Origin of the sequence: Ruania albidiflava DSM 18029 (assembly GCF_000421225.1) — a bacterium.
Taxonomy (GTDB): Bacteria; Actinomycetota; Actinomycetes; order Actinomycetales; family Beutenbergiaceae; genus Ruania; species Ruania albidiflava.
On the sequence record NZ_ATWL01000009.1, the window covers coordinates 67835 to 81721 of the forward strand.

A 13887-nucleotide genomic window follows, 5' to 3' on the forward strand; every position below is an offset into this window, starting at 1 on the left:
ACGCACCGACGCAGGTTCAGCGGGCGCGGTGGGTGAGTCGGTCGATGTCGATCAGCACCACGGAACGGCCCTGCAGCTGCAGCCAGCCGCGGTTGGAGAACTCCGCCAGTGCCTTGTTCACCGTCTCCCGGGTGGCGCCGACCAGCTGGGCCAGCTCCTCCTGGGTCAGGTCATGGGTGACCCGCAGCCCGGACTCGGTGCGCTCGCCGAACCGTCGGCCCAGGTCGAGCAGCGCCTTGGCGACCCGGCCAGGTACGTCGGAGAAGATCAGGTCGGCGACCTTGTTGTTGGTGCGACGCAGGCGGAGCGCCAAGGACCGCAGCAGGTGCTGGGACACCTCTGGGCGGGCGTCCAGGATCTTCAGCAGGCCCTGGTGGGAGAGCTCGACCAGCTCGCTGGTCGCCAGGGCGGTGGCCGTCGCGGTGCGCTTGCCCGGATCGTAGAGGGACACCTCGCCCAGGATCTCCCCAGGCCCGAGGATCGCGAGCAGGTGCTCACGGCCGTCGGGCGCCATGTGGCCGAGCTTGACCTTCCCGGAGCCGATCACGAACAACCGGTCGCCCTGCGCGCCCTCGTGGAAGATCTCCTCGCCACGACGGAACGTGAGCTCAGTGGTGCGCTCCCGGACCGCGCGATAGCTCTCGTCACTGAGCTCGGCGAAGAGCGGAGCAGATCGGACCACGGCCTCGTCCATCGGGGGTTCCCTTCATCTCGGTGTGAGGTCAGCCACAGTCTGCCATTCTTCTGGCGGGCGGACCGTACGCAACGCGGCTCACGGTACAGGCCGGCCGAGAGTCCGTGGCTCGGTTTCTCAGCGTGGACAGGTTGGGCAGCAGCACAGTGGCCCAAGAGGCGGCGTGACCTGCCGCCGGGCCGCTACAGCTCGGCGAGCCACTCGGCGAGCAGCCCGGTGACCTCCTCCGGCGCCTCCTCCGGCAGGAAGTGCCCAGCACCGTCGATGCTCACCTGGGAGTAGCGGGCGCGCACGTAGTCCCTGTCCCGGCGGTAGGCGCCACGGTGATAGACCGGGTCGGCCGTCCCGGACAGGCTCAGCACCGGCACGGTGACGGGTCGGTTCACCCGGGCCAGGTAGCGGCGCCCGTCCAGCCGTGGCGTGGAGCGCACCGACCAGCGCAGCTGCTCCATGGCGCTGTGCGCCACGAACGGCAGCCGCATCGCGTCGGTGTACAGCGCCACGTGCGGACACTGCCAGCCCGGGGCGCTCCAGGAAGCTAGCAGCCGGGCCACCCGGTCCCCATGGGTGAACGAGCGCTCCGGGAACCACGGCACCTGGAAGTAGGCGAGGGTCTTCAACGTGTCGGTGGTGGCTACCCGTGTGGCCTGCCGGTGCAGCGGTACCGGGTGCGGGGCGGCCAGCACCGCCACAGCGCGGGTCACCTGCGGGGCGATCGCCGGCATCGACCAGGCCACCTGCCCGCCCAGGCCGTGCCCGACCACCACGGCCGAGGCCGCCCCCAAGGAGCGGATCACCCCCCGCACATCGGCAGCCATCGAGGGGACGGCGTACGCAGCAGGTGGCTTGTCGGAGCCGGCATACCCGCGCAGGTCCATCGCGGCGACCCGGAAGCCCAGGGCGGCCAGACCGTCCAGCTGGGCCCGCCATGCCCACCAGAACTGCGGAAACGCGTGCAGGAGCACCACGAGGGGAGCAGCGCCGTCGTCCGCACCGGAGATCGCGAGGTGGAACCGGCCCCCGTTCGCGGCCACCATGCGGTGCGTCCACGGACCTTCCTGCAGGATGATGGACGGATCGACTCTCACGCCCACCGAGGCTACCGGCGGCCCTGGCCGGGCGGATCAGCCGAGAGGTGGATCTGTCCTCGACCCTGCGCCCGACACAGCGACGGCCGGTGGCCGAGGCACCGCGCCCCGACCACCGGCCGTCCAGCTCTGCTCGCGGGTCAGTCGCCAGCGCTGGCCTGCATCCCGGCGGAGATGGAGTCCATCACCGAGGAGTCCGCCAGCGTGGTCACATCGCCCACGGGGCGGTTCTCGGCCACGTCCCGCAGCAGACGGCGCATGATCTTCCCGGACCGTGTCTTCGGCAGCTCGGAGACCACCAGGATGGAGCGCGGCTTGGCGATCGGGCCGATCTCGTGCGCTACGTGGTTGCGCAGCTCACCGACCACCTTCTCGCCCTCGGCCTCAGCGGCCTCCAGGGCATCGCTGCGCAGGATCACGAACGCCACCACGGCCTGACCGGTGGTGGCATCGCTCGCGCCGACCACAGCTGCCTCGGCCACCCAGTCGTGGGAGACCAGTGCGGACTCGATCTCCGTGGTGGACAGCCGATGGCCGGAGACGTTCATCACGTCGTCCACCCGGCCGAGCAGCCACACGTCGCCGTCCTCGTCGAACTTGGCGCCGTCACCGGCGAAGTAGGTGCCGGGGAAGCGTGCCCAGTAGGTGTCCTTGAACCGCTCGTGGTCACCCCAGATGGTGCGCAGCATCGCCGGCCACGGCTCGTTGATCACCAGGTAGCCGCCACCACCGGGACCCACCGGCTGGCCGGCGTCGTTCCACACGTCCACATGCACACCGGGGACAGCGACCTGCGCGGAGCCGGGTTTGGCGTCGGTCACCCCGGGCAGCGGGGAGATCATGATCGCGCCGGTCTCGGTCTGCCACCAGGTGTCCACCACGGGGGTGCGGTCGCCGCCGATCACCCGGCGGTACCAGATCCACGCCTCCGGGTTGATCGGCTCACCCACGCTGCCCAGCACGCGCAGGGAGGTCAGGTCGTACTCGCCCGGGATGTCCGCTCCCCACTTCATCATCGTGCGGATGGCGGTCGGTGCGGTGTACAGGATCGTCACGCCGTACTTCTGCACGATGTCCCACCAGCGGCCCTTGTGCGGGCTGTCCGGGGTGCCCTCGTAGAGCACCTGGGTGGCACCGTTGATCAGCGGGCCATAGGTCACGTAGGAGTGCCCGGTGACCCAACCGACGTCGGCGGTGCACCAGTACACGTCCGTCTCCGGCTTCAGGTCGAAGACGTACCAGTGCGTGTAGGCGGACTGCACCAGGTAGCCACCGGTGGTGTGCAGGATGCCCTTCGGCTTCCCGGTGGTGCCCGAGGTGTACAGGATGTACAGCGGGTGCTCGGCCTCCACCGGCACCGGGGTGTGCTCCTCGGAGGCGCCCTCGAGCGCCTCGTGCCACCACTGGTCCCGGCCGTCGGTCCAGGCGACGTCCTGACCGGTGCGGCGGACCACCAGCACAGTGGACACGTCCGTGTCGTCGTGGCTGAGGGCCTCGTCCACGGCCGGTTTGAGTGCGCTCGGCTTGCCGCGCCGGTAGCCGCCGTCGGCGGTGATGACCACCTTGGCGTCGGCGTCCAGGATCCGGGAGTGCAGCGCCTCGGCAGAGAATCCTCCGAAGACCACGGAGTGCGGTGCGCCGATCCGGGCGCAGGCGAGCATCGCGATCACCGCCTCCGGGATCATCGGCAGGTAGATCGCCACCCGGTCGCCGGTCCTCACCCCGAGGGACTCCAGGGTGTTGGCGGCCTTGGACACCTCACGCTTGAGGTCGGCGTAGGTGATCGTGCGGGTGTCACCGGGCTCACCCTCGAACAGCAGCGCGACGCGGTCGCCGTTGCCGGCCTCCACGTGCCGGTCGACGGCGTTGTAGGTGGCGTTCAGCTTCCCGTCCGCGAACCAGCGGGCGGTCGGGGCGCCGGAGTTGTCCAGCACCTCCTCGAACGGAGTGTCCCAGCTGAGGAATCGCCGGGCCTGCTCCGCCCAGAACGCCAACCGGTCCGCCTCCGCCTGCTCGTACAGCTCCGGCGAGGCGTTGGAGCTCGCGGCGAACTCCGGGCTGGGCTGGAACGAGCGGGTCTCGGTGAGCAGATTCTCCAGAGTCGTATCTTGGTCAGTCACAGTTCCTCCGAGCAGCTTCGGTGGTGCAGGTACGTTCTCAGCCTATGCCTCCGGGCGCAGTGACCGAAGCCCGTCCGGTCGGGCGGGGGCGAGACTGCGACCGGTGGCCCCGTGGCTGCGACCGACGGTAGTAGCCACGGGGCAGCGTCGCGAAACGTCTGCGGCCGGTGCGGTCTGACCGGCCAGCGGGATGGTCAGGCGCCGAGAGCGGCCTTGCGGCGTTCTTCCCGCCGTCCCTGACGTCGGGCACCGTGCGAGATCACCCCGATGAAGATGAAGGTGATCCCGTACAGGAGCAGCCGCCCGGAGTGACCATCGGAGACGAGGTGGTCGTGGACGTTCGTGCCGAACTGTCCGAGCCGGTCGAAGATCATCGACTGGGACGCAAGGAAGTCCGCGACGATCTGCGGCACAGCGAGGAAGGCCGCACCGATCAGGGTGGCGATCGAGCCGATGATGATCGACCCCACCGAGGACCACCGTGCGGCCATCAGCATGATGATCAGCGTGATCAGCCCACCGCCGAGCTCCACCAGCCCCATCACGTTGACCGCTTCCAGGTTCTGGCTCAGCGAGTAGGAGATGCGCTCACCACCATCGGCGACCAGGTACCAGGTGACCGGGCCGAACACGATGGCGATCAGGATGCCCCACCAGTGCGCCGCAGCGCGGGACGCCGGCCCCTCGTCGAAGTCGGCGAACGGGTCGTCCTCCACCGGAGGCGGGGCCGCACCGGTGGTGTCGGTGGCCGTCGTGGTGGTCGGCTGCGGCTCCGCGGGATCACCAGCGGCTGCTCCAGCGCCGACAGCGGCACCAGCGGCCCCGGCACCTGCTGCGGTGCCGTCCGGACCGGGCCGGCCAGGGTCCGCCGGCTCAGCCCCGGAGGAGGCGACCCGGCCGAACCGCCGGGCACGCTCGGCGCGCAGCGCCTCGTCCTCCTCCTCAGTGGGCAGCTGGCGGGTGGCTGGTTCTTCGCCCGTGCCGAATGTCTGGGTCGGTGGTGCAGGCTCCGCAGCCCCGTCAGCAGGCGGTTCGGCGGCCGGCGGCTCGGCCGCCGGCTCGTCGGGGGCGCCCGGAGCGGGCGGCGATGCCGCGCCGGCCAGCTCCTCCACCGGCACGTCGGAGCCGGTGGGTCCGGGGTCGCCACTCTCTGGGACCGGGGGAGCGGCGGGGGCGTCCGCGGGGCCTGCGTCGCCTGGCGCTGCGCCCGGAGGGGGCGTACCTGGGACGGCAGCCTGGTCGGCGGAAGGGGCCGGTGCGCCGGGCGTGGCGTCGCGGTCGTCGTTGCTGTTCGGCGGGACGGTGCTCACAGTGTCCTCCACGATGGGTGATGGATTCACGGTAGCGACGCATCCGCCCTGGACGTGGTGGGGCGCGCCGGTACTCCGGCAGGACGTCGGTGGCGCTGCGCACACGGCTTTGACGGCAGCGGACGGGTCCCGGAGGGCGATCCCAGGGGCAGACGCAACGACGGCGCCTCCGCAGAGGCGCCGTCGCCACCTTCACCGGTGTGGGGTATCAGGCGTGCATCCTCAGGTAGTCGCTGCGGGCAAGCCCGGTCGACCAGTCCTTCACGTGGACTAAACGCGCGTGGGTTCCCACTCCCGATGAAGTTGTTCTCTCTGTATACACCTTCTGTGCCGGGGGCGAAAGAGGAACGACCTGAGCGATGCGCCCGGTGCGGCGGGCACGCCCGGGTGCGCACCGCCGTCATGCCGCATTGTCCACAGCCCCCTCCCCGGGCGCCGGCAGCCCGATCGCCAGGGAGGGATGCTCAGTTGACCCGAACAGCGCACAGGACGGAGGCGTGATGGACCAGACGGTACGCGCGGTGGCGCTGCGCTCCGGAGACGCCGAGCTGATCGAGGAGGTGCGGGCGGTGCTCGCAGTGGCGGACCTGCCGCTGGTGATCCACCCGCCGGGGGCGTCCCCGCCGCGGGCCACCTTGCTGCTGGACAGCGCTGTGGAAGCGCAGGCGGACGACGTTCCCTGGGTTGCTCCGGGGCAGCGTGCCGTGTGGGTGGGGTGTGCGCCAGTGGCCACGCCCGACGGCGGTCGCTGCCTTGCGCTCCCGGCTCAGGCGGAGGAGCTGCTCACCCGGGCACGGACAGCCTGCCAGCCGCGTCGGGCGCGGGTCGTCGGGGTGGTCGGGGCGCGGGGCGGTGCCGGAGCGACGTCTCTTGCTGCGGTCCTCGCGCGAGCCTGTGCGAAGGAGAGCCTGGCGGTGGCGTTGGTGGACCTGGACGGTGCCGGGCCCGGTCTGGACCTGACGTTGGGTATCGAGCACGAGGGCGGGCTGCGCTGGGCCGACCTGGACGGTGCAGAGGGCACGGTGCCGGATCGGGCGCTGGAGGAGGCGCTGCCGAGCTGGTGCGGTGTGCACGTGCTCTCCGCGGACTGGCGAGGTGGGCCCGCCGGTTCGTTGGCACTCGGCGCCGTCGACGCTCTGGCCGTTGGGCACGACGTGGTGGTGCTCGACCTCCCCCGGGTGCACGCGCACTGGGCGATGCACTGCACGGTCGTGCTGATCGTCACGACCTGCGACGTGGTCGGCGCGGAGGCGGTCCGAGCCACCCGCAGCGCGTGGGAGGGGGTGGAGACGCGACTGGTGGTGCGCGGACCCGCACCGGGCGGCCTGACCCCGGAGGAGATCGCCGAGGCTGCCGGGCTGCCGCTGGCCGTCACCATGCGCTCCGAGCGGGGGCTCGGTGCAGGGGTGGAACGCGGTGTGGCACCGGGGGACAACCGGCGCGGGGCGCTGATCCGGGGTGCGCGCCGACTGGTCACCGACCTCGGGCTGGCGTCGTGATGTCTGCCGGTGTCGACGAGGTCCGTCGCGCTGTGGTCGAGGCGCGCCGGACGGGGAAGGGCGAGGAGATGGTGTCGCCGGGGCTGGTCAGCCGGGCGGTGCGCACCTCGCCAGGCGTACGCACCGATGCTGCTCGGCTGCGCCTGGAGCGGGCGGCCCGGTCCGAGCTGCTCGGTGCGGGTCCGGTGCTGCAGCCCTTGCTGGACGACCCGGCTGTCACCGACGTGCTGGTCAACGGTGATGGTTCGGTGTGGGTGGACCAGGGGCACGGGCTGGTCGTGCGCCGGGAACGGTTGCCGGACCCGCGGCGGCTGGCCACCCGGCTGGCCGCGGCAGCCGGTCAACGGCTGGACGATGGTGCCCCGGTGGCCGAAGGGCGGTTGCCGGACGGGACCCGGTTGCACGCGGTGCTCGGCCCGCTGAGCGCCGAGGGAGCGACGATCTCGCTGCGCACGGTGCGCCGGCGAGCGTTCGAGCTTGCCGAGCTGGCTGCTGCCGGGCTGACCGGCCCGCGTGGGGTGCAGGTGCTCGAGGCGCTGGTGGCGTCGCGGGCGAACGTGCTGGTCAGCGGCGCCACCGGGAGCGGGAAGACCACGCTGGTGGCGTCGATGCTCTCGCTCGTGCCGGCAACTGAACGGATCCTGTGCATCGAGGAGGCTACCGAGCTGGCCCCCACCCATCCGCACGTGCTGCACCTGCAGGTGCGCCGAGCCAACGTGCAGGGTGCCGGGGAGATCGACCTGGCCCAGCTGGTGCGTACAGCGATGCGGATGCGCCCCGACCGGCTGGTGCTCGGCGAGTGCCGTGGTGCCGAGGTGCGGGAGGTGCTGGCCGCGCTGAATACCGGGCACGACGGTGGCTGGGCCACTGTGCACGCGAACGCGGCTGCGGACGTACCCGCGCGGTTGATCGCGCTGGGAGCGATGGCCGGGATGCCCCCGTCGGCGGTCGCGGTGCAGGCGCTGGCCGCTGTGGACGCGATCGTGCACCTGGGCCGCGATGGCAGCGGCCGGTACGTGGCGCAGGTGGCGGTGCTTCGGGACGACGGCGCAGGCGGCATGCGTAGTGATCTTGCCCTGGTCCGGGGTGCTGGCGGCGACCTGGCGCCGGCCGAGGCCTGGCCGCACCTGGCCCGCCGGCTGGATGGCGCCGCCGGGGCGGGGCAGCCGTGAGCGCCTGGTTGTCCGTGCTGCTGCTGGTGGCGGCTGCGGCGCTGCTGGCCCAGCCTGGGCGGCGTCCGCGAGGCGCTCGCGGGAGGAGCGCAGCGGCGGGTGTGGCCACGGGCGCCTGGCGCGCTTCTGGTGCCGGGCTGCAGCAGAGCAGAGGCCGGCCCGTGCAGGCGGGTGGCGCTGCAGGTACGGCGCAGCGCAGCGCGCTGACGGGGCGCGGCCGGCGGCAGGCCGGGGCCGCTGCTCTGCCGCTGGGTGCGGCCCTGGTCGAGGTGGCCGCCCGGCTGCGCACCGGGATGGATGTGCCCCGCGCGTGGCGGGCCACCCTGGCCGGGCAGCCTGGTGCGCCGGCGACCCTGGCAGAGCTGGCCGCTTCCCTGCCCTCTGGGCCGCGGGCCGATGCTGTCGCCGGCGCCCGTGCCGCCGTGGCGGTGGCCGAACGGCTCGGCGCTCCGGTGGCGGATGTGCTGGAGTGCTGCGCCCAAGGGCTGGCCGAGGCGGAGGAAGGTGCCGGGCAGCGCCGCACGGCGATGGCGGCCCCGCGGGCCACAGCGCGGCTGCTGGCGTGGCTGCCGCTGGCCGGCCTGGGGCTGGGGGTACTGCTCGGGGTGGAGCCGCTGGTGGTGTTCACCGACGGTGGCGCCGGGACGGCGAGCCTGCTGCTCGGGCTCCTCCTGCTGCTGCTGGGCCGGCGCTGGTCGGCGCTGCTGGTCCGCCACGCACAGCGGGCCGGGTCCTGATGTCGCTCGCCGCTGCGGTGACGGTGCTGCTGCTCAGCGTCCTGGCGCCCCTGCCCTGGGCGCTCGGTCCCCGCCCCGTGCGCAGGTCGGGCAGCACACCGGACCAGGCGCAGGCGGCGGACCGCAGGGTCGACCCCGCTGTGCTGCTGGACATCACCCGTTCGGCGATCGTGGCAGGAGCGAGCGTCCCCAGCGCGCTCGGTGCGCTGGCCGCAGCGCTCCCTCGGGAGCAGGGCCGGCCGTTGCACCGGGCGGTGACGGCGTTGCGGCTGGGTGCCCCGTGGCGGGAGGCCTGGCAAGGCGCACCGGCCGAGTATGCGGACCTGCAGCGCGCGCTGGAGCCGGCCTGGGTGGACGGCGTCTCCCCGGTGCCGTTGCTGCAGCAGGCCGCCGAGACGATCCGCGCTCGCCGTACGGCCACGGCCCGGGAGGCTGCCGCACGGTTGGGCGTGCGCCTGGTGCTGCCGCTCGGGCTGTGCCTGCTGCCTGCGTTCGTGCTGCTCGGGCTGGTTCCGGTGCTGCTGTCCACCGGCACGGACCTGTTCGGCGGCTGAGCGTGGAGCGCGCGCCCGCCCTCGAGCCTGCGCGACCACCTGACCGCGTCGCACTGAACAATGCCGACGCTCCCGAGGTGCCCGGCTGTCCACACCCCGGGGGCGGGTGTCCCACGGCAGTGGTTCGGGTTGGTCGAGGCTCGAGTGACGGGGCCCGCACCGGGACCCGACGAGGAGAGGAGAGCAGATGAAAACCGATTGCGGACGTTCTGCGTGGCGTCGCCGGATCCGGGCGGCCACCCAGCAGCGGTGGGCGGCGGTACGCCGCACTGCCGAGGCCGGGATGGCCACTGCCGAATATGCGATCGCGACGTTGGCCGCAGTGGCGTTCGCCACGCTGCTGCTGACGATCCTGCGCAGCGACGAGGTCCGTGGACTACTGCTGGACCTCGTCCGCCAGGCGCTGTCGATCGGCGGCTGAGATGAGACCCGTCCGCGCACCGCACCCGCCCCTGCACCGGCACGGCACCGAGGCAGACCAGCAGCGAGGGTCGGTCACCGCCGAGCTCGCCGTGCTGCTGCCGGCGGTGGTGCTGGCGATCGTGGTCATCCTCGCGGTCGCCTCTGCCGGGGTGATGCAGGTGCGGTGCGCGGACGCGGCCCGTGCCGGTGCCCGAGCCGCCGCGCTCGGGCAGGACGACGCCCAGGTCGCAGCGGTCGTGCACCAGCTGGCGGGCGAGGATGCCACCGTGACGGTCACCCGCTCCGAAGAGTGGGTGGACGTGCGGGTCGCGGCCGAGGTGCCGCTCGGCCCGCTCAGCGGTGTGCTGCACACCGACGTCGTCTTCTCTGCGCTACCCGAGCCCACCGGTGCGGCCGAACCGGGGGAGGGGACGTGATCGGTCTGCGGTCGGCAGGCCGCCGCCCACGGTGCCCGGGCGGGCGTGCCGGCCGCATCCGAGGGCGCCGCGTCGTCCGGCGGCACCGTGCTGCGGTGCGGCGGCAGGGGTGGGGCGGCGACCGGGGCTCGATGACTGTGGTCATGCTCGGCGTGATCGCCGGGGCGCTCCTGCTGGCCGTGCTGGTCGGCGGGCTGGTGCGCGGGGTCACCGCGCGCGGGCACGCACAAGCCGCTGCCGACCTGGCAGCGCTCGCCGCGGGCGAGGTGGCAGCCGTCGGTGGGCCGGCGCCGTGCCAGACCGCCGATCAGGTGGCTCAGCGCAACGGCGCTGGCCTGGTCTCCTGTGAGACGAGCGACGGCGGTATGGTCGACCTGGCCACCGAGGTCGCCGTGCAGCTGCTACCGGGCTGGCAGCAGAGTGCCAGCGCCACAGCCCGAGCGGGCCCGGTGGGCCGGTCCTGATCGGTGCGTGCGCACGGCCGAACCGGCACATGCGCACCGGCCGCTCGGTAGCAGCGCACGGCCCGTTGACACTCCTGGCTGCCAGAATGTCGGTGTGGACGGCGGCAGCAGCACGAACGAGCGGGACACGCTCACCGCTCTGCTCACCCCGCAGCGCGTCCAGGACTGCTTGGTGCACACCCACCACATCCAGCCCAGGCCCGGCGAGCAGGGTGAATGGCCGGACTGGGCCGACCCGGATCTGGTGGCCGCCTACCGAGCCCGCGGCGTCGAGCGGCCCTGGCGGCACCAGGTCACCGCTGCTGAGGCCAGCTGGGCCGGGCGGCACGTGGTGCTGGCCACCGCCACCGGATCCGGCAAGTCCCTGGCCGCCTGGCTGCCCGCGATCACCGCCATCCGCACCGCCCAGCTGGGCACCAGCATCGCCACCCTGCAGCGCCGCCCCACGGTGCTCTACCTCAGCCCCACCAAGGCCCTTGCCGCCGACCAGCTGCACGGGCTGCAGACAGTGCTGACCTCCGGGGACATCACCGATGTGCGGGTAGCCACCTGCGACGGCGACACCCCCACCGACGAGCGCACCTGGGTGCGTGAGCACGCCGACGTGGTGCTGTCCAACCCCGACTTCCTGCACTTCTCCCTCCTGCCCGGCCACCGCAGGTGGCAACGCCTGCTGCGCGGCCTGCGCTACGTCGTCGTGGACGAGTGCCACGCCTACCGGGGCGTGCTCGGTGCGCACGTGGCCCTGGTGCTGCGCCGCCTGCTCCGCCTGGCCGAGCACTACGGTGCCACCCCGGTGGCCATCCTGGCCTCGGCCACCACGGGGGAGCCCGAGGCGAGCGCCGCCCGGCTGCTCGGGGTGGACCAGGCCGATGTGACCGCCGTCGGGCAGAGCAGCGCACCCCGCGGACACACCACGGTGGCGCTGTGGCAACCGGCGATCCTGCCCGGTAGCGAGGAGCAAGTGTGGGTGCAGGAGAGCGTCGACCACCAGCCGGCGTGGCGGCCCAGCGGCACCCCGCAGGACGCCCCGCGCCGGTCCGCGCTCGCCGAGACCTCCGAGCTGCTCACCGACCTGGTGCGGGCCGGTAAGCGCACGCTGGCGTTCGTGCGCTCCCGGGTGGGTGCCGAGGCGATCGCCGACCAGACCCGCTCCCGGCTCGCGGACCGAGACTCGACCGAGCTCGCCATACGGGTGGCCGCCTACCGGGGCGGATACCTGCCCGAGGAACGCCGCGAGCTGGAACGCGCCCTGCGCACCGGGGACCTGCTCGCCCTGTCCTCCACGAACGCGCTCGAGCTCGGTGTGGACATCTCCGGTCTGGACGCGGTGCTGATCGCCGGATGGCCCGGCACCCGGGTGTCCCTGTGGCAGCAGATCGGCCGGGCCGGGCGGGCCGGTGCCGATGGTCTCGCTGTGCTGGTCGCCAGCGACAACCCGTTGGACACCTACCTGGTGCACCACCCGGAGGCGATCTTCGAGGCCGGTGTGGAGGCCACGGCGTTCGACCCGGGCAACCCGTACGTGCTCGCCCCGCACCTGTGCGCCGCTGCGTCGGAGACCCCGCTGGTGCAGGCGGACGTGGACCGGTTCGGGCCGGGAACTCCGGCGCTGCTGCGAGACCTGGTCGCCCGCGGGTTCCTGCGGGAACGCCCGAACGGCTGGTACTGGAACTACTCCCGCCCGGAGTCGCCGCAGGACCTGACCGACCTGCGCGGCGGATCCGGGGCGCCGGTGCAGGTGGTGGAGGCCGGCACCGGCCGGGTGCTGGGCACCGTGGACGCCGCCCGGGCTGATGCCACTGTGCACACCGGTGCGATCTACGTGCACCAGGGCCGCACCTTCCGGGTGGAGTCGTACGAGGACGACGTCGCCGTGGTCACCGAGGCCTCGGTGGGCTACCGCACCCGCCCGCACGTGGACAAGCACGTGTCCATCGTGCGTACCGGCACCGAGTCCGCCTGGGGGCCTGTGACGTGGGGGTACGGGGTGGTGGACGTGACCGAGCAGGTCACCGGGTACGACCGGCGGCGCATCCCGGGCATGGACCTGATCGGCACCTACCCGCTGGACCTGCCCACGCACACGCTGCGCACCACCGCCTGCTGGTGGCACGCCGACGCTGCCGTGCTCGCCGAGGCGGGTGTCGCGCCCGGCGACCTGCCCGGGGCGCTGCACGCCGCCGAGCATGCGGCGATCGGGTTGCTCGGGCTGATCGCCACCTGCGACCGGTGGGACATCGGCGGGCTGTCCACCGCGGTGCACTCCGACACCCTGGAGCCGACCGTGTTCGTCTACGACGGGTACCCGGGCGGCGCCGGCTTTGCCCAGCGCGGCTACTCCGCAGCCGCCCGGTGGATGGCGGCCACCCGGGATGCGATCGCGTCCTGCCCGTGCGCCACCGGCTGCCCGAGCTGCGTGCAGTCACCCAAGTGCGGCAACAACAACTCCCCGCTGGACAAGGCCGGTGCCCTGCTGTTGCTGACCATGCTCACCGGCTTCGCCCCCTGAGTGTCGCGAACGCCCGGGTTCGCGGCCGCTGAATCGATCCAGGTCGCGAAGGCCAGCGTTCGCGATGAGGTGGGGGCGTGGGTCAGTGCTCGGGGAGGGCTGCCAGCTCGCGCAGCGGGGCGGCCAGGCGGGACGCCAGGGTCGGATCGTGCCCGGTGACCTCGTCGGCGAAGACCTCCAGGAGCGCGCGGTGCGAGCGGGCCAGCTCGGCGCCGTTGACCGCGCCGGCGCGAGCCTTGCCGAGCGCGTCGAGGAGGGGCTCAGCCAGGCGGTCCGCCTCGCGGCCGTGGTGCGGGTTCAGCCCGTGGCGTGCGCAGGCCAGCGCGAGCACCTGGTCGCGCAGCTGGTCGAGCATCATCACTGCCTGCCAGGGGCGGGAGCGGGCGATCGCCGAGCGCGCGTGCAGGGCGTGCAGCCAGCCCATGCCGATCAGGTGGCCGGTGTCCGGGTCCTTCGGCGTGGTGGCCGGCTGCGGAGTGCCGAACAGCAGCTCGAAGCCGGGTTCGGTGCCGCGAAAGGTGTCTTCCGGCCAGAAGGAAAGGTCGACCTGGAGGGTGGAGGCCAGCAGGAACACCCGGTACAGCACGCCACCGGCGATCACGTCCAGGTGGTCGACAGCCCCGCGCTCGTAGAGCCTCTCGGTCCACCGGGCAGCCACGGTGTCCGGGTCGACGTCCCGGGCGATCTGCAGCACCAGGTCGATGTCGGACCAGGCATCCTCGCGGCCGGTGGCCGCTGAGCCGACCAGTGCGGCCCCGACCACGTCATCGTCACAGCGGGCAGCGGCGATCAGCTCCTCGCGCAGCCTCGCTCGACCGGTGGGCGTGAACATGTCGGCAGACTACCGAGTCGCGCGTGCGGCGGACGCCCCTCCAGCGGCCGCCGCACGCGCCTTCAT

13 protein-coding genes are annotated in these 13887 nt (G+C 72.9%); 8 read left to right on the plus strand and 5 right to left on the minus strand.

The window, feature by feature from the left end; genetic code table 11:
• Positions 1-16: 16 nt before the first annotated feature.
• The 4 genes from K338_RS0111715 to K338_RS0111730 all read right to left on the minus strand — a co-directional run bounded on the left by K338_RS0111715 (position 17) and on the right by K338_RS0111730 (position 5212).
• Complete coding sequence (locus K338_RS0111715) at positions 17-694, minus strand: Crp/Fnr family transcriptional regulator (protein WP_022918364.1); 678 nt, start codon at positions 692-694, stop codon at positions 17-19.
• 182 nt (positions 695-876) lie between these two features.
• Positions 877-1782 carry an alpha/beta fold hydrolase gene (locus tag K338_RS0111720; RefSeq protein ID WP_051154796.1) on the minus strand — a complete coding sequence of 302 codons (906 nt, stop codon included), beginning with the start codon at positions 1780-1782 and terminating at the stop codon, positions 877-879.
• Positions 1783-1922: 140 nt separating this feature from the next.
• On the minus strand, positions 1923-3902 hold the full coding sequence (acs, locus tag K338_RS0111725) for an acetate--CoA ligase (RefSeq protein ID WP_022918366.1): 1980 nt from the start codon (positions 3900-3902) through the stop codon (positions 1923-1925).
• A 194-nt stretch (positions 3903-4096) separates the two neighbouring features.
• The gene (locus K338_RS0111730; protein WP_022918367.1) at positions 4097-5212 is read right to left on the minus strand and encodes an ABC transporter permease; all 1116 of its coding nucleotides are present in this window, start codon (positions 5210-5212) and stop codon (positions 4097-4099) included.
• 500 nt (positions 5213-5712) lie between these two features.
• Here K338_RS0111730 and ssd point away from each other — a divergent pair, with 500 nt between their 5' ends.
• From ssd to K338_RS0111765, 8 genes are all read left to right on the plus strand, one after another.
• On the plus strand, positions 5713-6711 hold the full coding sequence (gene ssd / locus K338_RS22240; protein ID WP_022918368.1) for a septum site-determining protein Ssd: 999 nt from the start codon (positions 5713-5715) through the stop codon (positions 6709-6711).
• On the plus strand, positions 6711-7883 hold the full coding sequence (locus tag K338_RS22245; protein ID WP_051154785.1) for a TadA family conjugal transfer-associated ATPase: 1173 nt from the start codon (positions 6711-6713) through the stop codon (positions 7881-7883). Before ssd ends, K338_RS22245 begins: the two co-directional genes overlap by 1 nt.
• Entirely contained in the window at positions 7880-8620 is a 741-nt protein-coding gene (locus K338_RS22250; RefSeq protein WP_157612377.1) for a type II secretion protein F, read from the plus strand. Before K338_RS22245 ends, K338_RS22250 begins: the two co-directional genes overlap by 4 nt.
• Positions 8620-9174, plus strand: coding sequence for a type II secretion system F family protein (locus K338_RS22255; RefSeq protein ID WP_040653731.1), 555 nt, complete (start codon positions 8620-8622; stop codon positions 9172-9174). The genes K338_RS22250 and K338_RS22255 overlap by 1 nt, the downstream gene beginning before the upstream one ends.
• Positions 9175-9361: 187 nt before the next feature.
• The gene (locus K338_RS0111750; protein ID WP_022918369.1) at positions 9362-9595 is read left to right on the plus strand and encodes a DUF4244 domain-containing protein; all 234 of its coding nucleotides are present in this window, start codon (positions 9362-9364) and stop codon (positions 9593-9595) included.
• A 1-nt stretch (position 9596) separates the two neighbouring features.
• Positions 9597-10013, plus strand: a complete 417-nt coding sequence (locus tag K338_RS25990) for a TadE family type IV pilus minor pilin (protein ID WP_022918370.1) — start codon at positions 9597-9599, stop codon at positions 10011-10013.
• Between the two features lie 95 nt (positions 10014-10108).
• Positions 10109-10477, plus strand: a complete 369-nt coding sequence (locus tag K338_RS0111760) for an Rv3654c family TadE-like protein (RefSeq protein ID WP_022918371.1) — start codon at positions 10109-10111, stop codon at positions 10475-10477.
• Between the two features lie 94 nt (positions 10478-10571).
• Positions 10572-12989: a DEAD/DEAH box helicase gene (locus K338_RS0111765; protein ID WP_022918372.1), complete on the plus strand. Its 2418-nt coding sequence runs from the start codon at positions 10572-10574 to the stop codon at positions 12987-12989.
• A gap of 82 nt (positions 12990-13071) precedes the next feature.
• Here K338_RS0111765 and K338_RS0111770 read toward each other — a convergent pair whose 3' ends face one another.
• A complete protein-coding gene (locus K338_RS0111770) occupies positions 13072-13821 on the minus strand; it encodes a nucleotidyltransferase domain-containing protein (protein WP_022918373.1) in 750 nt (249 codons plus the stop codon).
• Positions 13822-13887: the final 66 nt, after the last annotated feature.

Excerpts from the sequence above, each read along its gene's own strand:
- K338_RS0111770 (WP_022918373.1), bottom strand. The coding sequence starts at position 13,821 with ATGTTCACGCCCACCGGTCGAGCGAGGCTGCGCGAGGAGCTGATCGCC.
- K338_RS22245 (WP_051154785.1), top strand. The coding sequence starts at position 6,711 with ATGTCTGCCGGTGTCGACGAGGTCCGTCGCGCTGTGGTCGAGGCGCGC.
- K338_RS25990 (WP_022918370.1), top strand. The coding sequence starts at position 9,597 with ATGAGACCCGTCCGCGCACCGCACCCGCCCCTGCACCGGCACGGCACC.
- ssd (WP_022918368.1), top strand. The coding sequence starts at position 5,713 with ATGGACCAGACGGTACGCGCGGTGGCGCTGCGCTCCGGAGACGCCGAG.
- K338_RS22255 (WP_040653731.1), top strand. The coding sequence starts at position 8,620 with ATGTCGCTCGCCGCTGCGGTGACGGTGCTGCTGCTCAGCGTCCTGGCG.
- K338_RS0111750 (WP_022918369.1), top strand. The coding sequence starts at position 9,362 with ATGAAAACCGATTGCGGACGTTCTGCGTGGCGTCGCCGGATCCGGGCG.
- K338_RS0111715 (WP_022918364.1), bottom strand. The coding sequence starts at position 694 with ATGGACGAGGCCGTGGTCCGATCTGCTCCGCTCTTCGCCGAGCTCAGT.